General features: G+C 46.6%; 35 protein-coding genes. 11 read left to right on the forward strand and 24 right to left on the reverse strand.

Annotation, left to right across the window (positions count from 1 at the left end; translation table 11 throughout):
- Nucleotides 1–50 precede the first annotated feature (50 nt).
- The 20 genes from rplO to IM485_RS10620 form a co-directional block, all read right to left on the reverse strand.
- Nucleotides 51–494 carry a 50S ribosomal protein L15 gene (gene rplO / locus IM485_RS10525; protein WP_002780095.1) on the reverse strand — a complete coding sequence of 148 codons (444 nt, stop codon included), beginning with the start codon at nucleotides 492–494 and terminating at the stop codon, nucleotides 51–53.
- Between the two features lie 10 nt (nucleotides 495–504).
- Nucleotides 505–1,026, reverse strand: a complete 522-nt coding sequence (gene rpsE / locus IM485_RS10530; RefSeq protein WP_002757584.1) for a 30S ribosomal protein S5 — start codon at nucleotides 1,024–1,026, stop codon at nucleotides 505–507.
- A gap of 26 nt (nucleotides 1,027–1,052) precedes the next feature.
- The gene (rplR, locus tag IM485_RS10535) at nucleotides 1,053–1,415 is read right to left on the reverse strand and encodes a 50S ribosomal protein L18 (RefSeq protein WP_002746610.1); all 363 of its coding nucleotides are present in this window, start codon (nucleotides 1,413–1,415) and stop codon (nucleotides 1,053–1,055) included.
- A gap of 3 nt (nucleotides 1,416–1,418) precedes the next feature.
- Nucleotides 1,419–1,979 carry a 50S ribosomal protein L6 gene (gene rplF / locus IM485_RS10540; protein WP_104397523.1) on the reverse strand — a complete coding sequence of 187 codons (561 nt, stop codon included), beginning with the start codon at nucleotides 1,977–1,979 and terminating at the stop codon, nucleotides 1,419–1,421.
- Between the two features lie 105 nt (nucleotides 1,980–2,084).
- Complete coding sequence (rpsH, locus tag IM485_RS10545; RefSeq protein WP_002734721.1) at nucleotides 2,085–2,486, reverse strand: 30S ribosomal protein S8; 402 nt, start codon at nucleotides 2,484–2,486, stop codon at nucleotides 2,085–2,087.
- A gap of 222 nt (nucleotides 2,487–2,708) precedes the next feature.
- On the reverse strand, nucleotides 2,709–3,248 hold the full coding sequence (rplE, locus tag IM485_RS10550) for a 50S ribosomal protein L5 (RefSeq protein ID WP_002734750.1): 540 nt from the start codon (nucleotides 3,246–3,248) through the stop codon (nucleotides 2,709–2,711).
- 54 nt (nucleotides 3,249–3,302) lie between these two features.
- Nucleotides 3,303–3,656, reverse strand: a complete 354-nt coding sequence (gene rplX / locus IM485_RS10555; RefSeq protein ID WP_002733835.1) for a 50S ribosomal protein L24 — start codon at nucleotides 3,654–3,656, stop codon at nucleotides 3,303–3,305.
- A gap of 73 nt (nucleotides 3,657–3,729) precedes the next feature.
- Nucleotides 3,730–4,098, reverse strand: coding sequence for a 50S ribosomal protein L14 (gene rplN / locus IM485_RS10560; protein WP_002732358.1), 369 nt, complete (start codon nucleotides 4,096–4,098; stop codon nucleotides 3,730–3,732).
- A gap of 20 nt (nucleotides 4,099–4,118) precedes the next feature.
- Nucleotides 4,119–4,361, reverse strand: a complete 243-nt coding sequence (gene rpsQ / locus IM485_RS10565; protein WP_002796423.1) for a 30S ribosomal protein S17 — start codon at nucleotides 4,359–4,361, stop codon at nucleotides 4,119–4,121.
- Nucleotides 4,362–4,367: 6 nt separating this feature from the next.
- A complete protein-coding gene (gene rpmC, locus IM485_RS10570) occupies nucleotides 4,368–4,586 on the reverse strand; it encodes a 50S ribosomal protein L29 (protein ID WP_002746608.1) in 219 nt (72 codons plus the stop codon).
- Nucleotides 4,586–5,005, reverse strand: coding sequence for a 50S ribosomal protein L16 (gene rplP, locus IM485_RS10575; RefSeq protein ID WP_002734310.1), 420 nt, complete (start codon nucleotides 5,003–5,005; stop codon nucleotides 4,586–4,588). The genes rpmC and rplP overlap by 1 nt, the downstream gene beginning before the upstream one ends.
- A gap of 30 nt (nucleotides 5,006–5,035) precedes the next feature.
- Complete coding sequence (gene rpsC, locus IM485_RS10580; protein ID WP_008197249.1) at nucleotides 5,036–5,764, reverse strand: 30S ribosomal protein S3; 729 nt, start codon at nucleotides 5,762–5,764, stop codon at nucleotides 5,036–5,038.
- 23 nt (nucleotides 5,765–5,787) lie between these two features.
- On the reverse strand, nucleotides 5,788–6,147 hold the full coding sequence (gene rplV / locus IM485_RS10585; protein WP_002734454.1) for a 50S ribosomal protein L22: 360 nt from the start codon (nucleotides 6,145–6,147) through the stop codon (nucleotides 5,788–5,790).
- Nucleotides 6,148–6,268: 121 nt separating this feature from the next.
- Nucleotides 6,269–6,550: a 30S ribosomal protein S19 gene (gene rpsS, locus IM485_RS10590; protein ID WP_002753908.1), complete on the reverse strand. Its 282-nt coding sequence runs from the start codon at nucleotides 6,548–6,550 to the stop codon at nucleotides 6,269–6,271.
- A 30-nt stretch (nucleotides 6,551–6,580) separates the two neighbouring features.
- Nucleotides 6,581–7,414: a 50S ribosomal protein L2 gene (gene rplB, locus IM485_RS10595; RefSeq protein ID WP_002771036.1), complete on the reverse strand. Its 834-nt coding sequence runs from the start codon at nucleotides 7,412–7,414 to the stop codon at nucleotides 6,581–6,583.
- A gap of 33 nt (nucleotides 7,415–7,447) precedes the next feature.
- Nucleotides 7,448–7,753, reverse strand: a complete 306-nt coding sequence (locus IM485_RS10600; protein ID WP_002746599.1) for a 50S ribosomal protein L23 — start codon at nucleotides 7,751–7,753, stop codon at nucleotides 7,448–7,450.
- Nucleotides 7,743–8,375 carry a 50S ribosomal protein L4 gene (rplD, locus tag IM485_RS10605; protein ID WP_002732765.1) on the reverse strand — a complete coding sequence of 211 codons (633 nt, stop codon included), beginning with the start codon at nucleotides 8,373–8,375 and terminating at the stop codon, nucleotides 7,743–7,745. The genes IM485_RS10600 and rplD overlap by 11 nt, the downstream gene beginning before the upstream one ends.
- Before the next feature lie 20 nt (nucleotides 8,376–8,395).
- A complete protein-coding gene (gene rplC, locus IM485_RS10610; protein WP_002734589.1) occupies nucleotides 8,396–9,034 on the reverse strand; it encodes a 50S ribosomal protein L3 in 639 nt (212 codons plus the stop codon).
- A gap of 821 nt (nucleotides 9,035–9,855) precedes the next feature.
- The gene (locus IM485_RS10615) at nucleotides 9,856–10,194 is read right to left on the reverse strand and encodes a P-II family nitrogen regulator (protein WP_002746593.1); all 339 of its coding nucleotides are present in this window, start codon (nucleotides 10,192–10,194) and stop codon (nucleotides 9,856–9,858) included.
- 182 nt (nucleotides 10,195–10,376) lie between these two features.
- Nucleotides 10,377–10,862, reverse strand: coding sequence for a DUF4079 domain-containing protein (locus tag IM485_RS10620; protein ID WP_104397524.1), 486 nt, complete (start codon nucleotides 10,860–10,862; stop codon nucleotides 10,377–10,379).
- Nucleotides 10,863–11,060: 198 nt separating this feature from the next.
- Between IM485_RS10620 and IM485_RS10625 the strand changes: the two genes are divergently transcribed.
- Complete coding sequence (locus tag IM485_RS10625; protein WP_287742938.1) at nucleotides 11,061–11,720, forward strand: phosphoribosyltransferase; 660 nt, start codon at nucleotides 11,061–11,063, stop codon at nucleotides 11,718–11,720.
- A gap of 122 nt (nucleotides 11,721–11,842) precedes the next feature.
- Here IM485_RS10625 and IM485_RS10630 read toward each other — a convergent pair whose 3' ends face one another.
- On the reverse strand, nucleotides 11,843–12,145 hold the full coding sequence (locus IM485_RS10630; RefSeq protein ID WP_104397526.1) for a YkvA family protein: 303 nt from the start codon (nucleotides 12,143–12,145) through the stop codon (nucleotides 11,843–11,845).
- 244 nt (nucleotides 12,146–12,389) lie between these two features.
- On the opposite strand from IM485_RS10630, the gene IM485_RS10635 reads away from it, so the two are divergent.
- The 3 genes from IM485_RS10635 (at nucleotide 12,390) to accD (ending at nucleotide 14,420) form a co-directional block, all read left to right on the forward strand.
- Nucleotides 12,390–13,199, forward strand: coding sequence for a prepilin peptidase (locus tag IM485_RS10635; protein ID WP_104397527.1), 810 nt, complete (start codon nucleotides 12,390–12,392; stop codon nucleotides 13,197–13,199).
- A 101-nt stretch (nucleotides 13,200–13,300) separates the two neighbouring features.
- Nucleotides 13,301–13,450 carry a hypothetical protein gene (locus tag IM485_RS10640; RefSeq protein ID WP_192576009.1) on the forward strand — a complete coding sequence of 50 codons (150 nt, stop codon included), beginning with the start codon at nucleotides 13,301–13,303 and terminating at the stop codon, nucleotides 13,448–13,450.
- Nucleotides 13,451–13,469: 19 nt separating this feature from the next.
- Nucleotides 13,470–14,420, forward strand: coding sequence for an acetyl-CoA carboxylase, carboxyltransferase subunit beta (gene accD, locus IM485_RS10645; RefSeq protein WP_104397528.1), 951 nt, complete (start codon nucleotides 13,470–13,472; stop codon nucleotides 14,418–14,420).
- A gap of 131 nt (nucleotides 14,421–14,551) precedes the next feature.
- Here the strand turns inward: accD and IM485_RS10650 are convergent, their stop codons facing one another.
- Nucleotides 14,552–14,935 (reverse strand): Fur family transcriptional regulator, encoded by a 384-nt coding sequence (locus IM485_RS10650; RefSeq protein ID WP_104397529.1) that lies wholly within the window; start codon nucleotides 14,933–14,935, stop codon nucleotides 14,552–14,554.
- A 31-nt stretch (nucleotides 14,936–14,966) separates the two neighbouring features.
- Here IM485_RS10650 and purS point away from each other — a divergent pair, with 31 nt between their 5' ends.
- From purS to IM485_RS10680, 6 genes are all read left to right on the forward strand, one after another.
- Nucleotides 14,967–15,224, forward strand: coding sequence for a phosphoribosylformylglycinamidine synthase subunit PurS (purS, locus tag IM485_RS10655; protein ID WP_008197271.1), 258 nt, complete (start codon nucleotides 14,967–14,969; stop codon nucleotides 15,222–15,224).
- A 114-nt stretch (nucleotides 15,225–15,338) separates the two neighbouring features.
- On the forward strand, nucleotides 15,339–16,025 hold the full coding sequence (gene purQ / locus IM485_RS10660; protein WP_287742944.1) for a phosphoribosylformylglycinamidine synthase subunit PurQ: 687 nt from the start codon (nucleotides 15,339–15,341) through the stop codon (nucleotides 16,023–16,025).
- Between the two features lie 426 nt (nucleotides 16,026–16,451).
- On the forward strand, nucleotides 16,452–17,378 hold the full coding sequence (cdf31, locus tag IM485_RS10665; protein WP_287742945.1) for a CDF family zinc efflux transporter Cdf31: 927 nt from the start codon (nucleotides 16,452–16,454) through the stop codon (nucleotides 17,376–17,378).
- Nucleotides 17,379–17,424: 46 nt separating this feature from the next.
- Complete coding sequence (gene rfbB / locus IM485_RS10670; protein WP_287742947.1) at nucleotides 17,425–18,501, forward strand: dTDP-glucose 4,6-dehydratase; 1,077 nt, start codon at nucleotides 17,425–17,427, stop codon at nucleotides 18,499–18,501.
- 194 nt (nucleotides 18,502–18,695) lie between these two features.
- Entirely contained in the window at nucleotides 18,696–18,944 is a 249-nt protein-coding gene (gene rpsP, locus IM485_RS10675; RefSeq protein ID WP_002780060.1) for a 30S ribosomal protein S16, read from the forward strand.
- A complete protein-coding gene (locus tag IM485_RS10680) occupies nucleotides 18,937–19,302 on the forward strand; it encodes a KH domain-containing protein (RefSeq protein WP_104397532.1) in 366 nt (121 codons plus the stop codon). Before rpsP ends, IM485_RS10680 begins: the two co-directional genes overlap by 8 nt.
- A 9-nt stretch (nucleotides 19,303–19,311) precedes the next feature.
- Here the strand turns inward: IM485_RS10680 and obgE are convergent, their stop codons facing one another.
- Nucleotides 19,312–20,340 carry a GTPase ObgE gene (gene obgE / locus IM485_RS10685; protein ID WP_104397533.1) on the reverse strand — a complete coding sequence of 343 codons (1,029 nt, stop codon included), beginning with the start codon at nucleotides 20,338–20,340 and terminating at the stop codon, nucleotides 19,312–19,314.
- Between the two features lie 387 nt (nucleotides 20,341–20,727).
- A complete protein-coding gene (locus IM485_RS10690; RefSeq protein ID WP_104397534.1) occupies nucleotides 20,728–20,949 on the reverse strand; it encodes a hypothetical protein in 222 nt (73 codons plus the stop codon).
- A gap of 170 nt (nucleotides 20,950–21,119) precedes the next feature.
- Here IM485_RS10690 and sppA point away from each other — a divergent pair, with 170 nt between their 5' ends.
- Complete coding sequence (gene sppA, locus IM485_RS10695; protein WP_287742951.1) at nucleotides 21,120–22,931, forward strand: signal peptide peptidase SppA; 1,812 nt, start codon at nucleotides 21,120–21,122, stop codon at nucleotides 22,929–22,931.
- Nucleotides 22,932–22,983 lie beyond the last annotated feature (52 nt).

Below are 22,983 nucleotides of genomic sequence, written 5' to 3' on the forward strand. Positions count from 1 at the left end.
CTCCTGTCTCGGAGTCTCCTGTCTCGGAGTCTCCTGTCTCGGAGTCTCCGTTAAATTTCTTCCCAAGTACCTTGAGCGGCGGTAATTTTCTCTTTAGCACTATTGCTAAAAGCAGCGGCCTTAACCTTGAGGGGAACGGTAATTTCACCATCACCCAGAACTTTTAAAGGGCCGTCGTTACTGGTGAGAATTTTAGCTTTTAGCAGACTTTCCAGGGTAACTTCCGTATTAGCGGGTAAAGAAGCCAATTTTCTCAGATTAACAATCGTGTATTGACGGGGGTTAACCAAAGGAAAATGCTTTAATTTGGGAACCCGACGATAGAGGGGCATTTGTCCCCCCTCAAAACCGGGGCGAGTCCCTGTCCCAGAGCGAGATTTTTGTCCGCGCATTCCCAGACCGCAACTAGCGCCCTGGCCGGCCGAGACACCCCGTCCCACACGACGACGGCGTTTAGTGGACCCCGGTTGGGGGGCGATTTCGTGGAGTTTCATGGTGATTTCTTTAGGTGTACAAATGTTCTACAGATACGCCTCGATCTTTAGCCACTTCCGAGAAAGTGCGGAGAGTTTCCAGGGCGTTAACAGCCGCTCTAGCGTTATTGAGGGGGTTATCGCTACCGAGTTGTTTAGCGAGGATATTTTTCACCCCGGCTAATTCTAAAACGGTACGGACAGCACCCCCGGCAATAACCCCAGTCCCCGGAGCAGCCGGACGCATAAGCACCTGAGCGCCACCGGAAGCGCCCCGGGTGAGGTGGGTGATAGAACTAGCTTTAGTTAAGGAGACTTCAATTAGCTGTTTTTTGCCATCGGCCACACCTTTACGGACAGCCCCGATAACATCCCCTGCTTTGCCGACTCCCACTCCCACCTGGCCGTTTTCATTACCGACCACGACAATAGCTCGGAAGCTGAGTTTTTTACCACCCTTAACCACTTTACTAACCCGGCGGATCTGGATGACCCGCTCTTGCCAAGTGGTTTCTTTTTCTTTTTCGCGGTTGCCTTTGCGACGTTTTGCCATAGTTTTATCAGTGTTGAAAGGATATTTTAGAAGTTTAAGCCGGCTGACCGAGCCGCTTCTGCTAAGGCTTTGACGCGACCGTGATAGAGATTGCCACCGCGATCAAAAACCACTTGTTCGATGCCTCTTTCTAGGGCCCGTTGGGCCACCAGTTTACCCACGGCAGCCGAGGCTTCTTGGGTAGCGGTGGATTCCAATTCCCCGCGCAAGGTTGCCTCTAGGGTAGAAGCGGCCGCGAGGGTATGTTGGGCCACGTCGTCGATAATTTGGGCGTAGATGTGGTTATTAGAACGAAATACGGATAAACGGGGCCGTTCAGCAGTGCCATTAATTTTGCGACGCACACGCTGGTGACGACGACGGACTGATTCTTTGCGACTAAGTTTCATGGTTTATTTTTTACCTCCTTTACCGCCTTTACCGCCAGCTTTACCAACTTTGCGACGGACGACTTCACCAAGATAGCGAATCCCTTTTCCTTTATAAGGTTCGGGGGGACGAACTTCGCGGATTTTAGCGGCAATGTTACCGACCGCTTCTTTGTCGATGCCACTGACGATAACTTGGGTATTATTTTCTACTGCTACGGAAACACCATCGGGCATCTCCATTTCCACAGGTTTACTGTAACCAACATTAAGAACTAATTTACTACCCTGCGCCTGGGCGCGGTAGCCCACCCCTTGGATATCGAGGCGTTTTTGAAAGCCGGTAGCGACTCCTTCTACCATGTTGGCCACTAGAGTTCTACAGAGTCCGTGGCGTTCTCTGGCGGTACGGGAATCGTCTTGACGGGTAACGAGGATGGTTTCGCCATCTTTATTGATGGTGACGGCGGTGGGTAGGGTTCTCTGGAGAGTTCCTTTGGGCCCTTTGACCGTCACGGTAGCACCATCGATATCGACGGTGACTTTATTGGGAATAGGAATCGGGCGTTTGCCAATACGAGACATAACAGTTATCAGTTATCAGTGGGTCAGATATCCCGGAAGAGTTATCAGTGGGTCAGCTATCGGGTTTAAACTTGCAAAGGCTGACGGCTGATAGCTTATCCTTGTTTACCAGATGTAGCAAAGGACTTCGCCGCCAACGTTTTGTTTACGCGCTTCGCGATCAGTCATAATGCCTTTAGAGGTGGAAACAATGGCGATGCCAATGCCACCGAGGACGCGCGGTAAGTCTTTACTGTTGGAATAAACTCGCAGGCCCGGTTTACTGACTCTGGTGAGGGTAGTAATGATCGGTTGACGGTTTTTGCCTTTATATTTGAGGGAAAGAACTAATTGAGATTTAATCCCCTCACCCACTTCCTCAAAGTCAGCAATAAAGCCTTCGTCCTTGAGAACTTGAGCAATACTGCGCGTCATCCGCGTGGTGGGAATTTGAGTAGTGGTCTGCCGAACCGCGCAAGCGTTACGGATGCGGGTCAGCATATCCGAGATGGTATCGTTAGCAGACATGAATTACCTGTTTTTCTCCTAAATTGGGATCAACATCAGTGGTCAGTTATCAGTTATCAGTTATCAGTTATCAGTTATCAGATTTGAGTATTAAGTGAGTAGTATTAAATAGCAGTTTCCTGCTGTCTTTTCACTCAATCACTGTTTGCTGTTCACTGTTTACTGTTTGCTGTTTACTGTTCACTTATTTACCGGTCACTGTTTACTTTTCTCTTGATTGATTTATCTAAAGGGCATTCCCATCTCTTTGAGGAGGGCGCGTCCTTCTTCGTCGTTTTTAGCGGTGGTGATGATTGAGATGTCCATCCCACGAATTTGATCGATTTTGTCGTATTCAATTTCAGGGAAGATCAACTGTTCACGAATGCCTAAACTGTAGTTACCACGACCATCAAAACTGTTACCACTGATACCGCGAAAGTCGCGAATACGTGGTAAGGCCAGATTAATTAGACGGTCTAAAAAAGCGTACATTCGATCGCCGCGCAATGTCACCATGACACCCACGGGCATTCCTTCGCGAATTTTGAAGCCCGCGATCGCTTTTTTAGCTCTAGTCACTACCGGTTGTTGTCCGGTGATGGTGGACAGTTCCTCCTTGGAAGACTCCAAAGCTTTGGCATTTTGTGAAGCTTCCCCAAGACCGCGGTTAACAGTAATTTTGATAACTTTAGGTACTTGGTGGATATTGGTATAACCAAATTGTTCTTTCAGTTTAGGAACAATGGTTTCTTGATAGGTAGTTTTTAGTTTTTGGCTCATAGTTTTGCTGCTTACTTTTCCTGGGCTTGGTCAGGAACTAGAATTGATGGGAAACTAATCGATAATTTCGCCAGTTTTCTTCAGTATCCGCACTTTCCGACCGTCTTCGGTAAAGGTATAACCCACCCGACTGGCGATTTTTTTCTTCTCGGAATAAAGCATCACTTTGGAACTGTGAATCGGTGCTTCGTAGGTAACGATTTGACCCGATTCCCCTTCCTGTTGGGGTTTAGTATGTTTGGTGCGGATATTAACTCCCTTGACCACCACGGTACTTTCTTGGGGTAGGGCCCGTAAAATTTCGCCCACCTTGCCCTTATCGGAACCGGCGATTACTTGAACGACATCCCCTTTTTTAACGTGCATTTTTTGCCTTTGGGGCGGGGTTTGAATGTTTTTCTTACTCATTTTTTTTTGACCTCAAAGTGTGAAAAGTTTTAGACTAGCCATCAGCCAATTGCCTTGGTACTTTTCACTTTGATCAGAGAACTTCTGGGGCTAAGGAAACAATTTTGGTGTAGTTTTTATCGCGCAATTCCCGAGCGACTGGACCAAAAACCCGCGTACCTTTGGGATTACCGTCATTATTAATAATCACGGCGGCGTTATCATCAAAACGGATGCTCATGCCACTATCGCGACGGACGGTTTGACGGGTCCGCACAATCACCGCCGTCACCACATCGGATTTTTTCACGGGCATATTGGGGATAGCGTCCTTAACCACGGCGATAATTTTGTCACCGATGCCACCGTAGGTACAGTTACCTGTTCCCAGCACCCGCAGACACATTAGTTTCCGCGCCCCGCTATTGTCAGCGACATTTAAGTAGGTTTGTTGTTGAATCACGGTTTTTACCTAGGTGAAATTTAATTATCGGTTAATATTTCCGCCACTTCCCAACGTTTGGTTTTACTGAGGGGGCGGGTTTCACGAATACGAACTCGATCGCCTTGTTTGGCTTGATTTTCTGCGTCGTGAGCCTTAAATTTCTGGGTTTTTACGACGATTTTGCCGTATTTAGGGTGGGGAGAGCGGTTTTCAATGGCTACCACTACGGTTTTATCCATTTTGTCGCTGACCACTACCCCAACTCTTTCTTTAACTGCCATAGCGGGTTATGCCTCCGGGGTGGACTGGGCTAGTTGGCGCTCTCGTTCTACGGTCAATAATTGGCCGAGACGGTGGCGGGTGTGTTTGAATTCGTGGGTTTTTTCCAATCGGCGGGTGGCCTGTTGCAAACGCAATTCAAACAGTTTCTTTTTGGCATCGAGGATAGCGTCGGCGATGTCGTCATCGCTCATCTTCCTCACTTCGGCGATTTTCGGTAGAGCCATTAGACAAAATCCTCCTCGCGAGTGATAAATTTGGTCTTAATTGGTAATTTTTGGGCGGCTAGGCGCATTGCTTCCCGGGCCACGGGTTCGGCTACCCCGGCAATTTCAAACATAATGAACCCCGGTTTAACCACGGCCACCCAGAATTCGGGGGAACCTTTCCCGGAACCCATCCGAGTTTCTGCAGCCCGTTGGGTGACGGGTTTATCAGGAAAAACGCGGATCCAGATTTTGCCACCCCGACGGATATAACGAGTCATTGCCCGTCTGGCCGCTTCGATTTGACGGGAAGTAATCCAACAGGGTTCGGTGGCTTGCAGGGCGAAATCGCCGAAATTAATCGTATTTCCGCCGGTGGCCAGCCCGCGCATCCGTCCGCGCTGTTGTTTGCGGAATTTTGTTCTTTTGGGACTTAACATGAGCTATTTACCACTGATAAATATTAGGGATCAACCCTCACTAGAGCGATCTTCAAACTGTTGACGGCGACGCTGTTGACGGCGCGGTGCTTGAGCGGGAACGGCGGCGGCAATTTCTTCTTGGCCGGGGATAATTTCGCCCTTAAAGATCCAAACTTTCACGCCTAGAATCCCGTAGATGGTGCTGGCGGTTTTGTAGGAGTAATCGATATCGGCCCGCAGGGTATGCAGGGGAACCCGTCCTTCCCGCACCCATTCAGTCCGAGCGATTTCTGCCCCGTTGAGACGGCCGCTAACTTGAATTTTGATCCCTTTGACTTCGGCCCTTTGCGCCCGTTGGATAGCTTGCCGCACCACACGACGGAAGGAAACCCGTCTTTCTAGTTGTTGGGCGATGTATTCGGCGATCAGGTTGGCATCGGCATCAACGCGAGCCACTTCGATGACGTTAATACGAATTTGACGCTGGCCACCGAGGGCTTTTTGCAAACCTAGGCGCAGCTGTTCGATTCCCGTGCCACCACGACCGACGACGACCCCGGGGCGAGCGGTATGGATGGAAATATCTACTTGATCGGCCTTGCGTTCGATGCGAATATCGGCGATACCTGCATTAGAGAGGTTTTTTTCGACGTAATCACGAATACGGCGATCTTCTTGCACTAATTCGGGGTAACGTTTCGCGTCGGCATACCAGCAGGATTTGTGATCTTTGATAACGCCGAGACGAAAACCGAGGGGATGGATTTTTTGTCCCATTGTGGTTTTTTTAGTTAAGGTGATTAGTCTTCGAGGCTAGGAGCGACGGCGACGGTGATATGACAGGTGGGTTTGCGAATTTGGTAGGCGCGGCCTTGGGCCCGGGGTCGAAAACGTTTTAGGGTCGGACCGCCATCGGCAAAGGCTTGGCTAACCACCAAAGTGGCGGGATCGAGTCCTTCGTTATTTTCGGCGTTGGCAACAGCGGAACGCAGGACCTTCAGGATCGGGTCACAGGCCCGGTAGGGCATGAATTCGAGAATAATTAGGGCTTCCCGATAGGAGCGACCGCGGATCTGATCGAGTACCCGTCTGACTTTCAGGGGTGACATCCGAATATAGCGGGCGATCGCTTTGACTTCGTTAGAGGTATCGATGGTCATTTCAGTTATCAGTTATCAGTTATCAGTTATCAGTCATCAGTCTTGGTGATTTATGGTCACGACTCTTCGGCCTTGCTCAGAGGCCACTATCTAGCTGACGACTGAGGGAGTAGCGGCTGATTTATTTCCGTCCTGCTTTTTTGTCGCTCTTGGCGTGGCCGCGGAAGGTGCGGGTGGGAGCGAATTCACCGAGTTTATGACCGACCATCTGCTCGGAAACGTAGACGGGAACGTGCTGTTTGCCGTTGTGAACGGCGATCGTGTGACCGACCATATCGGGAATGATGGTCGAGGCCCGGGACCAAGTTTTAATCACTTGTTTACTGCCCTGGGCGTTGAGTTTTTCGATTTTTTCCATCAGGTGGCCGGCGACAAATGGCCCCTTTTTCAGTGAACGACCCATAATTTTCAGTCAAAAGTAAAGTAATAGTTTCTAACCCTGGTTACGACGGCGCACGATCAGATCGCTACTGCGTTTTTTCTTGTTGCGAGTTTTGCGACCGAGGGCGGGTTTACCCCAAGGAGTCATCGGGCCGGAACGTCCGATCGGAGCGCGACCCTCTCCACCTCCATGCGGGTGATCCACTGGGTTCATGACGCTACCCCGAACATGAGGTCTTTGACCGCGGTGACGGGTACGACCGGCTTTACCGAGACTGATGTTTCTCGCTTCGGCGTTACCGACTTTTCCGATGGTGGCGTAGCATTCACGCCGGATCATGCGTACTTCTTTGGAGGGGAGGCGGATGGTAACGTAATCGCCTTCTTTGGCTACCACTTGGGCGAAACCACCAGCAGCCCGCACCATTTGACCACCGCGACCGGGGACGAGTTCGATGTTATGAACTTCTGTCCCTAGGGGGATGCGACTTAAAGGGAGGGCATTACCGACCTCGAAGGGAGCGTTTTCTCCGGCGATGACGGTATCACCAACGCCTAAACCGGCGGGGGCGATGATGTAGCGTTTTTCCCCGTCTTTGTAGAAAAGCAGGGCAATGCGGGCGTTACGGTTAGGATCGTATTCGATCGCCGCTACTGTGGCGGGAATATCCCGTTTATCGCGACGAAAATCGATAATCCGGTAGAGGCGTTTATGGCCGCCGCCCCGGTGACGACTGGTGACGACACCGCGATTATTACGCCCTTGTTTGCTGTGTTTGTGATGAGTTAGGGACTTTTCCGGTTCGGTTTTGGTGATCTCCTTAAAGTCGGAGATGGCCGCCTGCCTTGTCCCGGGGGTTAAAGGTCTAAAAGAGCGAATACCCATAGTTTAGTTTTCCGTTATCGGGTTTCTTGGTGGTTATACGTCGGGATAGAGGGCGATCGAGTCGCCTTCCGCTAGGGTCACGATCGCGCGTTTGTATTGGGGTTTGTAACCGAGGAAACGGCCGACGCGTTTTTTCTGACGAGAGGGGCGGCTGGTGTTTACTTTCGTTACTTTCACGTCAAACAGTAGTTCGATCGCCGCTTGAATTTCCGGCTTGGTCGCTTTCAAGGCGACATCGAAGACGTATTTATTTTGTTCTAGGAGTAGGGTGGCTTTCTCGGTGACGATCGGCTTTAGGATCAGATCGGCGAGTTGTCTGGCTTCAGTTTTAAGCACCATAGACCTCCTCAATTTTAGCTAGGGCTGCGGCGGTGGCGATAACTCGATCAGCTAGGATGACATCATAGACGTTGAGACTATCGGCGCGAATAATTTTGAGATTGCAGATATTACGTCCCGATAAATAGACATTTTCGGGAATTTCCGTCAAAATCAGCAGAATTTTTTCCTCTGGACTGGCTCCCCAGCGACTTAAGGCAGCGGTGAGTTCCTTGGTTTTGGGTTGGGAGAATTGTTCGGCGAAGCTTTCAACCACGATAAAGTTATCGGCCTGGCTGATCAAAGCGGTTCTCAGGGCTAATCTTTTCTCTTTGCGATTGACCTTAACCTCAAAATCTCTCGGTTTTGGTCCGAAGATGACACCGCCACCACGCCAGAGGGGAGAACGGATCGAACCGGCCCGGGCGCGACCGGTGCCTTTTTGCCGCCAGGGTTTGCGACCACCGCCGCGCACTTCCGAGCGGGTTTTGCTGGAGGCATTACCTTGGCGGGCCGCCGCTAGATGGCTGACGACGACGCGGTGAATTAGATGTTTGGCGGTTTCGGGTTTAGCGGTTTTCAGTTCCAGGGTGCCTGTTCCCGCTTCTTCCCCTTGCCAATTTTTGACTGTGTAGTTAACCATGGCTTTAATCTTTCCTTGCCCTATTTACCAAATTTCTTGGCGGGGGTGATGTTTAACAGGGTTCCTGGTTTACCCGGGACGGCTCCTTTGATCAGGATCAGGTTGCGTTCGCTATCGATTTTGACCACGGACAGTTTGCGGATGGTCACTTGGGTGGCTCCGTATTGTCCGGCCATTCTCTTACCCGGGAAAACCCGGCCAGGGGTAGTACCAGCACCGGTGGAACCGGGGAGACGGTGGTTTTTGGAACCGTGGGTCATGTTACCGCGTTTGAAGTTATGGCGTTTTTGATAGCCGGAGAAACCTCGTCCGATGGTGGTTCCAGCCACATCGACTAAATCGCCTTCTTGGAAGATAGCGGCGGTAATTTCTTGGCCTAAAGTGTAGGCGGATGCGTCCTCGAGACGGTATTCGATTAAATGCCGCAGGGGGGAGACACCGGCTTTGGCTAAATGACCGAGTAGCGGTTTGTTGAGGGCTTTTTCTTTGACGGTTTTGTATCCCACTTGGATGGATTCATAACCGTCAGTTTTTTTCGTTTTGACTTGGGTGACGGGACACGGACCGGCTTGAACGACGGTGACGGGAATGGCGACTCCCGTTTTGTTGTCGAAGATTTGGGTCATGCCCAGTTTTGTACCGAGGATACCGATAGACACGGATTGTTCTCTTTATCTTTACTAGACGACAATCAAAAATAACGTGGCCGTGGCTATAGGAGCGAGAAAAATCTTTCCCGCTTTATCAGCCTGCCCAACTTGAATAACTTTTTTCGAGTTATTTAAGCTGGCATCCCGTTAAATTCGTAAGTAGGACTAGACAGGGTTGCTGGTTCTGCCTAGATTGTTGCTGGTCTTTGTTTCTTGGGGACTTAAAGGGTTTATCTTCAGTATCCCGGCGAAGACCGAGCGACCAAGGCGGTTCTGCTCGGTAGTGCCCTTAGCACCACCTAACACCGATTTTGGCCACAATCAAACATTATATAATATTTGTGACTTTTTAGGCAAGGGTTTTTTTCAGTCACCGGCAATGATCCTATCTAGTCCGGCTGAAGGAAGGGGTGACAAGGAGGTTGAAGTCTAGGCTGGGTGCAGGGTCTAGCCTGTGGTTTTTTTTTGGAAAATCTCCTCGCTGTCACCCTTCAAATTGATTAACTTAATTCTCCCGTCCTCATTTCGGGGAAAGTCTCAAGGTTTTTCCTTACCCCCCACACCCTGTCTCACTTTCAATCTGCTTGTCATCCCTTCAGGTTTCTGGCACTTTTTTAGCCAAAAAATTCGCAAAACTCTTTTATAGCAAGGCTTAAACTGATATTCAGCAGATTGCAATTATAGTATTTATCTTAATGGTGAGGTACAAAGTTTTGGTTTGGGGGAATCGGTCGTTGGTGGTCGCTATCAAATTAGGTTACACTGCTTGATGGGAATTGCTTTCAATGGGGGGGGATGACAGCATTGTACTATCATCCCTTGTTTGGAGGTTAAATCGCTTGGAGGTCTTTTTCTCCGGTACGGATGCGGACGATCTGTTCCACGGGGGAGATGAAGATTTTACCGTCTCCGATTTCACCGGTACGGGCTGCCGAAATCAGCTTATCGACGACCATATCGACTTGCTTATCTTCGACGACGATCTCGATCTTGAGTTTTTGGAGAAATTCGACGGTGTACTCGGAACCGCGATAACGTTCCGATTGACCTTTCTGACGACCGAAACCTCTAACTTCGGAGACAGTCATGCCGACAATGCCCGCGTTAACTAGGGCGATTTTCACCTCTTCCAGTTTAAAGGGTCGGATAATCGCTTCTACTTTCTTCAAAATATCTATCTCCTCGTTGCGTGACGATACCTTCTTGGTGAATTAACTGTTAATTCTAAACGCAGAATCCCGACAATAGCGCTTAAAGTCATGATTTCTTCAATTATTGGCCTTGGTCACAATCTTCACCGTGAAAAATTTCTGGGTGGGAATTGGCCCACCCGAAGCCATGAATAAACCAACTAGAGAGATAATCCTAACTGAAGACCAAAAACACCGTGAACCAGCAGTAAAATTAGGGCAATACTGCCGATATAGGCGTGAATAGTCCGGAAAAGTTCTTTTTTACCGCCAGCGAAGCCAGTGAGGGACAATAATCCATTGAAAGCTAATAAACCGATCGCGATCGATCCTGTCCAGAAATGGCTGCTTTCAAGGATGGGATGTTTCTGCATGACTAGGGATAAAATACCGCCGGTGTAACCGAGAGTGATAAATAAAAACAGCCAGGGGGCGAGTTTGCGGTGATCAGCCCGATTTTTGGCCACTACTTCCCCATCTTGGCTTAAACGGCTTTGCCAACCGGCATAGGCAGTATAACTACCCATAACTAAAACCACGATCCCCATCATGACTGGATGTCCCCAATGAACGATCGGTTCAGGAGTTCCGAGACTGCGAAAGGCAGCGGCGATCGGCTCTAGCGCATCACTTAAACTTTGATTCATGTTTGTTACCTAACTTTACAAAACCCTTTTGCCTAAGATTTTAGCCGATCTCCGACCTGGAACAACTGCGGTTAGCCGAAAAAATGTCAAGCCTTTGCTAAATTTCTTAACATTTCCGCTAGAGATGAGCGGGGAAATATAGAATAAAGGCAGAGGAAACCAGGGATCCCCACGGGGATTAACCCCTAGGAGGGCATTATGACTTATCTGCTTAAAGATCGGCGATCAGCAGGGAGACTATTAGCTAGTTACTTGACAGAATATACCAATAGTGCTGGGTTGCTGGTGTTGGCTTTGCCCCGGGGTGGGGTTCCGATCGCCTTTGAAATTGCCCAAAGGTTACATTTACCGCTAGATCTGTGTTTAGTGCGAAAATTAGGTGTACCGGAGCGAAAAGAGTTAGCTTTTGGGGCGATCGGTCAGAATGGTGTGCGGGTAATCAATGAAAGTATCGTTGACGACTTGCACCTATCGGAGGCGATGATGGAAAGGGTAGCAAAGGAAGAAATGATCGAATTAGAGCGACGTGATCGCTTATATCGAGGTGAACGCCCATTTCCAGTCTTGAAGGGGAAAACGATTATTCTAGTAGATGATGGGATCGCTACGGGAGCAACGATTAAAGCGGCGATTCTGACCCTTAAGGCTGAAAATCCCGCTGCTATTATTGTTACCGTTCCTGTTGCCCCGCCGGAAGTCTGTGATCAATTAGAAAAATTAGTTGATCGAGTAATTTGCCTACATAAACCCTACGAATTGAGATCAATTTCTCTTTGGTACGAGGACTTTTCCCAAACCAGCGATGAGGAAGTGCAAACACTTTTAGCCAGTGTCGATAGTTCTTTGATTCAAGTTTAGGGAGATGGGGAGTGGGGAAGTGGGGAGAAGGGTGTAGGAAGACCACTTCGTGTGCGTTGCGGGGGGAGAATAAATAACAGCAATCTCCTGAATTCAGAAGTCAAAATTGAGACTTCAGAGTTCTAACTTTTGACTTCTAAGGCATCGGTATCAACGGTATTGGTTGGGGAAGAAACTTCAGTTTGATTATTTACTCTCCCTGGACGGCGATTGCGATAATCAAGAACTAATCGGGATAATTCCGTGGTTAAAAGGGTGAGGACAATCCCATCATCGATCCAACCAATAATGGGGAAAACGTCAGGAGAAATATCGAGGGGGCTAAAAAGATAAACCATAGTTCCCAGAATGATAATCCAACGATATTTAGGGTGAGTGATTTTGCTGCTGTACCAGTTGTAAAAAGATTCAACAATCGGTTTCATTAATTTGTCCTCGTTCACTGGGATAATTTAATTTTGTCAGGTTCTACTTGGGGGTGATAGTGCGGTTTTACACCCATTATGTAGGGTTATCCCCGCTAATTATCCACTAAAAAAGCCCAGAAGAAAATTCACCTTTAGGGATGAGCTTTAAGTATTATTACTGGATGCTTAAGAGGGGAGATAGTGGCATCTTTTCCCCTATAATAGGCGATGACAAACTAATCAATTATCTGCCAGTTTAAGGATGGAAACCCTCTTTCATCTAGTTACTTTTGCCTTTGTCTTCACTTTTGGTGCCTCGGTGGGCAGTTTTTTAAACGTGGTCATCTATAGATTACCTCAGGGGATATCTCTAGTTTATCCCCCTTCCCACTGTCCGAAATGTCACCACAGGTTGGGTAAAAGCGAGAATATACCTGTTTTCGGCTGGTTATGGCTAGGAGGTCGTTGTCGCTGGTGTAAAACCCCGATTTCTGCCCGTTATCCAGCGGTCGAAACTTTTACCGGTTTGTTATTTTGTCTGGTTTTAGAAGATTTTAGCTTTTCTTGGCAGACCCTCGGCTATTGGATTCTCCTAAGTTGGTTATTAGCTTTAGCTTTGATTGATTTTGACACGATGACGCTTCCTAACTCCCTCACCCAATCGGGATTAGTTTTAGGGATAGTTTTTCAGACTCTCTTGGGTTGGCAAAATAATCAAAGTGTTATCTATCTCTTTTCAGCGATCGCTAGTGCGGTTTTAGGAGTCTGGTTATTTGATCTGATCCAGTGGGGGGGGAGTTTTGCCCTCGGACAACAGGCCATGGGGGGAGGAGATGCAAAATTAGCGGCCATGATCGGTGCTTGGTTAGGATGGCAAGCATTATTAGTCACCGCTTTTCTGGCCTGCGCTATTGGGGCGGCCATCGGTATGACGGGAATTTTTCTGGGTAAAATGGGGAAAAAACAAGCTATACCCTTTGGTCCATTTCTTGCCCTCGGCGCTCTGATGAGTGTCTTTTGGAGTGATAAGATCATCTCAGCCTATCAAACCATTTTTTTTCCTTTCTTGTAAAAAAGTTATCCTGTAATTAAATCTTGATACAATAGTCTTCCGTGTCTTGGATCACCATTAGAACAACCCCCAGTCTAGGGTAAGCCGATTGGCTACAGGAAATGCTCAAAGCTCACGACATCCCCAGTCGCGTTATTGCTATTGGCCTTGGTATTTATTGCGGCCAGGGTCATCAGGCCGCCCTACAAGTACGTCCCCAGGATCGCTGGACAGCACTTTTGTTATTAAGTCCTCTAGAAGAAAGTAGATAAATTGTCTTTATTTTAAACTATGTCTCTATTTGATTGGTTTGCAAATCGCCAAAAAACAGAACCCAAGGTTCAACAACAACAGGAACGAGAAATAGCCGATGGTTTGTGGACAAAATGCCCCAATTGCGGCGTTTTGGCCTATACGAAGGATTTATTAGCTAATCAACTGGTGTGTCTCGATTGCGGTCATCATAATCGGGTGGAAAGTGAAGAAAGAATTCGCCAATTAGTCGATGCCAATACTTGGAATTGCCTCGATGAACAGATTCGACCGACGGATCCCCTCAAATTTCGCGATCGAAAAAGTTATAGCGATCGCCTGCGGGAAACCCAAGAAAAAACCGGTCTGACGGATGCTGTCCGGACGGGAATGGGGACGATCGACGGTTTACCCTTCGCTTTAGGGGTGATGGACTTCCGTTTTATGGGGGGTAGCATGGGATCGGTGGTGGGAGAAAAACTCTGTCGTTTGACGGAACGCGCTACTGATGAAAGTTTACCCCTGGTGATCATCTGCGCTTCCGGCGGAGCGAGAATGCAGGAAGGAATGTTAAGTTTAATGCAGATGGCCAAGATTTCTGGCGCTCTTAACCGGCATCGGGAGGCAAAATTACTCTATATTCCCGTCCTGACTAATCCCACCACGGGAGGAGTCACGGCCAGTTTTGCCATGTTGGGAGATATTATTATCGCTGAACCGAAGGCTACTATCGGTTTTGCTGGTAAACGGGTAATTGAACAGACTTTGCGCGAGAAATTGCCGGAAGGTTTCCAAACATCGGAATACTTATTAAAACACGGGTTTGTCGATGCGATCGTTCCCCGTACCCATCTCAAGAAAACCCTGGCCCAATTAATCAGTTTACATCAGCCCTTTTTCCCCTTGTTATCCCCCCTGAACAGCCATCATCAATACAGTCAACCAGAGTTAATCCCCCTGAAAACAGCCCAGGGACAAACAACAGTTTAATCCCTGTAAGACGGCCCTGGAGTTGAAAGTCTGAGCATTTGTCCTAAATTTACCCGATCAGTAATTTCAATGTAGTACAGCCCACAGCCCACACCCCGCCCCCAGGAAAAACTTTTTGTCCCAAACCCTACTTAACCAGGTTGACAGTGATCGCAAAGTCCAAAAAATTCGAGAGTATGGTAATAAACCTTGAATTGGTGGGATTTTTCGAGTTTTTCTTCCAATTCATGAACGGGACACTCATTAAAGACGATAGACCGACCGCAATGAATACAGGTAAGATGGTGTTGATCCTGCTGAACGGAACTGTAGAGGGATTCTCCTGTGGCTAGGGTTCTCACCTGCACCGCACCCTGTAGCTTTAGGGATTCTAGGGCGCGGTAAACAGTGGCTAACCCCATATTTTGGTCACGCTGACGGAGTTCCACAAACAATTCCTGAGCGGATACTGCCCGATTTAAGGTTTTGAGTAAGTGGATAATGCGCTCTTGCGATCGGGTGCGTTGGGATTTCATATCAAAAAGGTCAGCGATCAAAATTAATTCTATGCCAAAAAATTATCAGTGCTGTATTTATGTTACCCTGCGTCCCTCGGTTCTCGATCCGGCGGGTACGGCGGTAGAGTCGGGATTAAAGCAATTAGGTTATGATACTGTGGCTGGGGTGCGAATTGGTAAGTATATTGAGCTTACTGTGACAGCAGCGGATGAAACCAGCGCCCGCGCACAATTGGATCAAATGTGCGATCAACTATTGGCTAATCCTGTGATTGAAAATTATCGCTTTGATTTGCATTGTCAGTAGATAGGGGATAGAGATTAGGGGATAGGGAAATGGGGAAATTCACCCAATACCCCAATACCCCAACACCCATCTGATGAGAGCTTTCTGCACAATGAATTAACCAAGTTAAAAATTATGAAGTTTGGGATTATTGTTTTCCCCGGATCGAATTGCGATCGAGATGTGGCAACGGTGACGGAGGGGATTTTTCAGCAACCCACCCGCTATATTTGGCATCAAGAGACGGATTTAGGGGATGTGGATGTGATCGTGGTGCCGGGGGGATTTAGTTACGGCGATTATTTGCGCTGTGGTGCGATCGCTCAATTTTCGCCAGCGATGAAAACTGTCCGAGAAGAAGCCGAAAAAGGTAAATTAGTTTTAGGCATCTGTAACGGTTTTCAGGTATTAACGGAAATCGGGCTGCTACCCGGTGCGTTAATTCGCAATCGCGATCTACATTTTATCTGCGATCGAGTGCCGGTAAAAGTGGAAAATAATCAATCTGTCTGGACGCGGGGTTATCAACCGCAACAGGTGCTTAATTTGCCGATTGCCCACGGGGAAGGGCGTTATTATGCCGCAGAAGATACGTTAAAATCTCTGGAGGATAACGGACAAATTCTCTTTCGTTACTGTACTGCCACAGGAGAGGCAAATGAGTCGGGAAATCCTAACGGATCGTTAAATAATATTGCAGGAATTACCAATAAAGCAGGAAATGTGCTAGGAATGATGCCTCATCCCGAACGCGCCGCCGATCGGATGCTCAATTTGACCGATGGGAGTCTGTTATTTCAGGAGTTGATCAATTGTTGTTGACTAGACCTCTTGTAAAAATCAAAAATTGTTGTTAGGGTCAGGAGTCAGGAGTCGGTCGTCAGTAGTCAGGAGAATTAAAAATGAATAATAATCAATTAAATGGTCTATTTACCGACTTTAGGCAATTCAATCCTTATTTTTGCCCTTTTTCAACCCTCAAGTAGTTGGGGTTTTGGGGTTTTGGGGTTTTAGTTGAAATTTCCCTGATAAGTAGCTGGTTATAATTAAATTAAAAATGGACTTTAGGTTCGATCCCCCCTGCCCCCCTTGATAAGGGGGGTGCCGATAGGCGGGGGGATCCCCCCTGCCCCCCTTGATAAGGGGGGTGTCTGATAATTTTTAACGCCTACCTACTTAACTGATAACTGATAACTGTTAACTTACCCACTGATAACTGATAACTGATAACTGATAACTGATAATCCTGTGGCTGTTTTAAAAGATAATCGGGCTACCGTCCAAAAAGTTCTCTGGATCACCCTACTGCTGAACATTTTGGTTATGGCGATCAAAGCGGGGGTGGGTTTGAGAATTGGTGCTTTAAGTCTGCAAGCGGATGCTCTCCATAGTGTCACCGATAGTGCGAATAATGTCTTGGGATTGGTAGCGATGCGGTTTTCCTCTCCCTATCCCGATCGAGATCATCCCTACGGACATCTGAAATACGAAGCGATCGGAGCTTTAGCGATCGCCGCATTTTTGGGGATTGCCTGTTTTGAAATCTTGCAAGGGGCGATCATGCGTATTATCAAAGGAGGAAAACCTGTCGAGATTGCAGGTCCTGAGTTATGGCTATTAATTATCGTTTTAGGGGTGAATATTTTTGTCACCTATTATGAGAGATCCGTGGGGCAGCGTGTCGGTAGTGTGATTTTGATTGCCGATGCTCGTCATACCATGAGTGATGTGTGGGTGACAATTACGGTTTTATTGGGGTTAGTTGGGGTTTGGGTGGGCAATACGGCTAATATTCCCCAATTACAATGGTTAGATGCGATTTTGTCCTTTCCTGTCGCTTTTTTGGTGTTTAGCAGTGGTTGGAAAGTCCTGATGGAGAATTTACCTTTGTTAGTGGATGAAATGGCGATCGCTCCTGAAGTGATTCATCAAATTGTCCTGGAGGTGCCGGGGGTGCTTAACTGTCATGCGATCGCGTCTCGGGGAGTGGTGGGAAGACAGGTATTTATAGAAATGCACCTAATTGTCTCCGCTCAAGATGTAGAAACTGCTCACGCAATCACGGAAGCGGTGGAAGCAAGATTAAGCCAACAATTTAGCCCTGTGAGAATTTTAATTCACGTTGAACCGCCGGATTATCACTCCGATCAGATCACTTTTGATGAAGAAGTGTGAAGCAAAAAAGCCTAAAATAAGTAGCGAACTTTTGCTAGAGGTGGCCATGGCGACAGAAAATCAAGCTAGAAGCATAGTAATTACTGGTGGAGCAGGATTTATCGGCTCGAATTTTGTTCATCATTGGTGCGAGAATTATCCTGAGGATCGTGTTATTGTTCTCGATGCTCTTACCTATGCGGGCAATTTGCATAATTTAGCGACACTGAAAGATAGAAAGAATCTCCGTTTTCTGCAAGGGGATATCTGCGATCGAGCTTTAGTTGATGAGTTATTTGCCAGTGAAAATATCGATACAGTTGCCCATTTTGCCGCCGAATCCCATGTGGATCGATCGATTCTTGGTCCTGGAGCTTTTGTGCAAACTAATGTGGTGGGAACTTTTACTCTATTAGAAAGTTTTCGGCAACATTGGTTAAGTAATCATCAACCCGATAAATATCGTTTTCTGCACGTTTCCACCGATGAAGTTTATGGCAGTTTAGGAGTAGATGATCCAGCTTTTACCGAAACTACTCCTTATGCTCCTAATAGTCCCTATTCTGCCTCAAAAGCGGGGAGTGACCATCTAGCGAGAGCTTATTTTCACACCTACGGAATGCCGACAATTATTACTAATTGCTCTAATAATTATGGTTCCTATCATTTTCCCGAAAAGTTAATTCCTTTGATGTGTATTAATATTCTTTTGGGTAAACCTTTACCTGTTTATGGTGATGGTCAAAATGTTCGAGATTGGTTATATGTGCGGGATCATTGTCAAGCTTTAGATACAGTTATTCACAAAGGAAAAGCGGGAGAAACCTATAATGTTGGCGGAAATAATGAGGTAAAAAATATCGATTTAGTCAGGATGTTATGTGATTTAATGGATGAATTGGCCACCGATTTACCCGTGAAACCCGCTCGGAATTTAATTACTTTTGTCAGGGACCGGCCCGGACATGATCGCCGGTATGCTATTGATGCCAGTAAAATTCGCACCGAATTAGGTTGGCAACCCGAAGAAACGGTAGAGGGGGGATTAAGAAAAACCATTCAATGGTATCTCGATCATCGGGATTGGTGGCAACCCTTGTTATCCAAAGAATATCAAGAGTATTATGGGAAAGTTTACGGTTAGAGAAGGGTAAAAACTTTAATCTTAATTTTAGGTGTGTTAGCGAAAACTAACACACTTAAACCTTGTACCTCACCATTAAGATATTGGCGTTATTTTCAATAATATCCAATGGCTGCCGACCGTTCCCTCGATCGCCACTTGTGGAAATACCGCCGGGATGAGTTAGAATCGGAAAGAAGAATTTTTGAGTAGCTATGATCAAATTACGTCTAAAACGCTTTGGTAAAAAACGCGAAGCCAGTTATCGTATCGTTGCGGCCGTTAGCACCAGTCGTCGCGATGGTCGTCCCCTAGAGGAGTTAGGATTCTACAATCCCCGTACCGATGAAGTGCGTCTGGATGAAGAAGGAATCATCCGACGCTTACAACAAGGAGCGCAACCGACGGACACCGTGCGCGGCATTCTCACCAAACAGAAAATTTTCGAGAAAATCAATGCCTAGTACCCCCAATTATCTCGAACTGGTGAAATTTATGATCGAGCCGTTTTTGGAAGATCCAGCCAGTCTGAGATTGGATATCGAGCGCTGTAAGGAAAATGAACGTCTTTGGGTGCGTGTAGCCTTCGATGATGCCGATAAAGGCAAAGTTTACGGCCGGGGAGGACGCAATTTACAGGCGATTAGAACTACCCTAGAAATGGCGGCCGCGAGTGCGGGTCGCTCTGTTTATCTAGAAGTCTATGCGGCCGAAAATGAAGGCGAACAGCGCCGCACCCGTCGTTCTAATGGTAACTTTGAAGGTACGGAAAGAAGACCGAGCAATCGCCGACCACCCGCACCCCGGCAGCTCAACAACTAACGAGCGATTTTAGGAAAACAGGGAAGGGGTTTCATCCTCGACCCTCTCCAGTTGCTCTAATTGCTGCCAAACTTTGGCGAGTAGAGTGGTTAATCCGGCTCCTGTTACGGCGGAAATAGTCAAAATCTCGGCATTGGTTATTTTAGCAAACTGCTTTTGGTAGTTATCTATCGTTTCCTCGTCCACAGCATCAATTTTGTTGAAAACCAGTATTTGCGATCGCTTTTCTAAGCCTCGACCATAGGCGGCTAATTCCCCTTGGATAATTTGATAATCGGCGATCGGGTTTTCTGCTGTCAAAGAGACAAGATGAATTAACAGGCGTGTGCGTTCGATATGGCGCAAAAATTCGTGTCCTAAGCCGATTCCTAGGTGCGCTCCCTCGATTAATCCAGGAATATCGGCGAATACCGTCCCATCTCCCGTAGGTTTGCGTACCACTCCCAAGTTAGGAATGAGAGTCGTAAAGGGATAATCGGCGATTTTGGGACGAGCAGAGGAAACGGCCGAGATTAGGGTGGATTTTCCCGCATTGGGCAGCCCAATAATGCCCACTTCCGCTAATAACTTCAATTCTAGGCGTAAATGGCGTTTTTCCCCGTCTAAACCGGGTAAAGCGTATTCGGGTGCGCGGTTATTATTGCTTAAAAAGTGGCGGTTGCCTAATCCCCCTTTTCCCCCGGCAGCCACGATTAAAGTCTGTTCGGGAGTGACCAAATCGCCGATAATTTCCTCGCTATCGAGATCGTAAACCACTGTACCACAGGGAACTTTAATAATGCGATCGCTACCGTTGGACCCGGTGCAGTTGTTCGGGCCGCCCCGTTTACCGTCATCGGCCTTAAAATAGCGACTATACTGGAAATCTAGCAGGGTTTGCAGGTTCTGAGTCGCCACAAAAATCACCGAACCACCTTTTCCCCCATTACCTCCGGCCGGACCGCCGGCGGGGACGTATTTCTCCCGACGGAAAGCGACAATTCCATCACCTCCCTTACCCCCTTCCACTTCTATTTCGGCGCGATCAATAAACTGCATAAGATTAAGTAGTTAAAGTGAAAAAATGATCAAGCTTAAAGCTGTTATATGTTAATATCTTGCCAATTTAAAGCTTCTGCAAATCCCTGAAAATGTTTGACATTAGTAGTAGTGTGGAAGGAACCACAGAGACACAAAGGACACAAAGATCGCTACCATATAAGTTAAACTTATCACACAAAGAATAAGAGAGCCGATATTGTTTTTTTATAACTGCCAATGAGCAAGAATAAGTAATAGGACAAAATTAACTTCTTAGTTAGGATAGGCAAAAGGCACTCATGCAAGAGGTAGTTAGATATGTCTAATTAATTGTGTCCAGCTACTTAATAATATCCACATCAATATTGTAATTATCAGCCGTTTATTTGCCAATCTTTAGAGTTTCTAGCCAAGGCTATAAAGCTTTAAACCTAAAGGACGAGCATTATCAATCGCGGTCTGAAAATTGAGCAAACACTGGGAAATTTGTTGGTCTTGCTCATCGGTTATTTGTGACCGTTTTTGTCGTCTTTGTTCTAAGATAGCCAAAGCCGAACGATTTCGTTTAATTTGTTCTTTTCGATCCCAATCTGGATAATTGACAAGTTTGGGTTTTAATTGATTCATCTCTTTTACTGGAAATTATCTATCACAATCTTAGCCGATCCCTTGACACTTCACAACTCCAGTCACTATCTCCAAGGTTTTTAGTACATTTGTTCGGAAATAAAAAACTTGTTTCTGGGCGGGGAATCCCTACAATAGGAAACAGGATAATTAGTAGCAGATGAAAACCGATGGGCCAGTTTTTTAAACAAACTTTCGCTAGTTGCTTGGGAACTTTATTGGGATTATTGGCATTTTCGGTCTTAGGTGTGGGAGGATTAGCATTTTTACTGCTTTCCTTGCTTATTTCTAGCGATAGCTCCTCAGTTAAGGAAAAATCGGTCTTAGTTTTTAACTTGGCCACCAATATCAGCGATGCTCCCCATAGTTCCAGTTTAGCCGATAGTTTGACCGGTGAGAGTACGACCACTTTAAATTTGCGACAGGTGATAGCGGCGATCGAAAAGGCCACCCTTGATGATAATATTGTCGGTCTGTTGCTCTACGGTCGCGGCACTGTCGGTGAATATGGCTATGCTACCCTGACGGAAGTGCGGCAAGCTTTGGCAAAATTTCGCCAATCGGGTAAAAAAATTATCGCCTACGATGTGGAATGGACGGAAAAGGAATATTATCTCGCTTCCGTTGCTGAAAAGGTCATTATTAATCCCGTGGGGAGAATGGAAATTAATGGTTTAAGTAGTCAACAAACCTTTTTTGCCGATGCACTAGAAAAGTATGGTGTGGGGGTACAAGTGGTAAAAGTGGGTTCTTTTAAAGGTGCAGTGGAACCCTATACGCGTCAGGATTTAAGTGTCCAGAATCGTCAGCAACTGCAAACCCTACTCGATACAATTTGGTCTAATTATAGTTCCACAGTGGCCAAAAGTCGCAATTTAACCCCCCAACAGGTGCAAACTATTTCTAATACTCAAGGTATTCTGGAAGCAACCACGGCGAAAAAGGCGGGTTTTGTCGATGAAGTTGCCTATTTAGATCGCGTAATTGTTTTGGCCAAGGAGTTGACAGGAGAAGCAAAAAATAAAACTAATGAGGAGGAAAATTCTGGCTCTTTTTCGCAAATTTCTTTAGCTAATTATGCTAGTTCTCTTGATGAGGAGGAAGATAGTAGCAATCAAATAGCGATAGTTTATGCAGAAGGGACAATCGTAGAAGGTCAGGGAGATAGAGGGGAAATTGGTGGGGATAAATTGGCGAAGGAACTGCGAAAATTACAGGAGAAGGAGGAGGTGAAAGCGGTAGTTTTGAGAATTAATAGTCCGGGGGGAAGTGCCACCGCTTCTGAGGTGATTCTGCGGGAAATTAAGCGTTTAGATGCGAAAAAACCAGTAATTATTTCTATGGGTGATGTGGCAGCTTCTGGGGGTTATTGGATCGCCATGGGGGGTCAAAGAATTTTTGCTGATAATGATACAATTACTGGTTCGATAGGTGTGTTTGGATTATTGTTAAATATCCAGAAGATTGCTAATAATAATGGCATCGATTGGGATACGGTGAAAACTGGAAAATTGGCCGATATATCTACTATTACCAGACCGAAAAATCCCCAAGAATTAGAAATTTATCAGGGGTCAGTTAATCAGTTTTATGATTTATTTATCGAGACGGTGGCCCAGGGGCGAAAATTATCATCAGACAAGGTTAGAAGTGTGGCCCAAGGTCGCGTGTGGACGGGAAAAGATGCGGTTAAAATTGGTTTAGTTGATCAAATTGGTGGTCTAGAAACGGCCGTGCAATACGCAGCCAAAACAGCTAAATTAGGGGATGATTGGAGTATTAAAGAATATCCTCGATCGCAAAGTTGGCAAGAAGAACTTTTTTCTAATTTCTTGCAAACCTATCTTCCTCCTCTCACTAAAAATAATCACCCTTTGACGCAGGAATGGCAAAATTTTCAGCAGGAATTATTGAAGTTACCTACATTTAACGATCCCCATAGTGTTTATGCTAAGTTACTTTTTAATCTCGATTTTCGCTAATATTAGGTAAAAATAATGCTCCCTAATTCTGAAATTCTTTGACAAAAATTTC

Source organism: Microcystis sp. M169S2, assembly GCF_020245865.1.
Classification (GTDB): Bacteria; Cyanobacteriota; Cyanobacteriia; order Cyanobacteriales; family Microcystaceae; genus Microcystis; species Microcystis ichthyoblabe_A.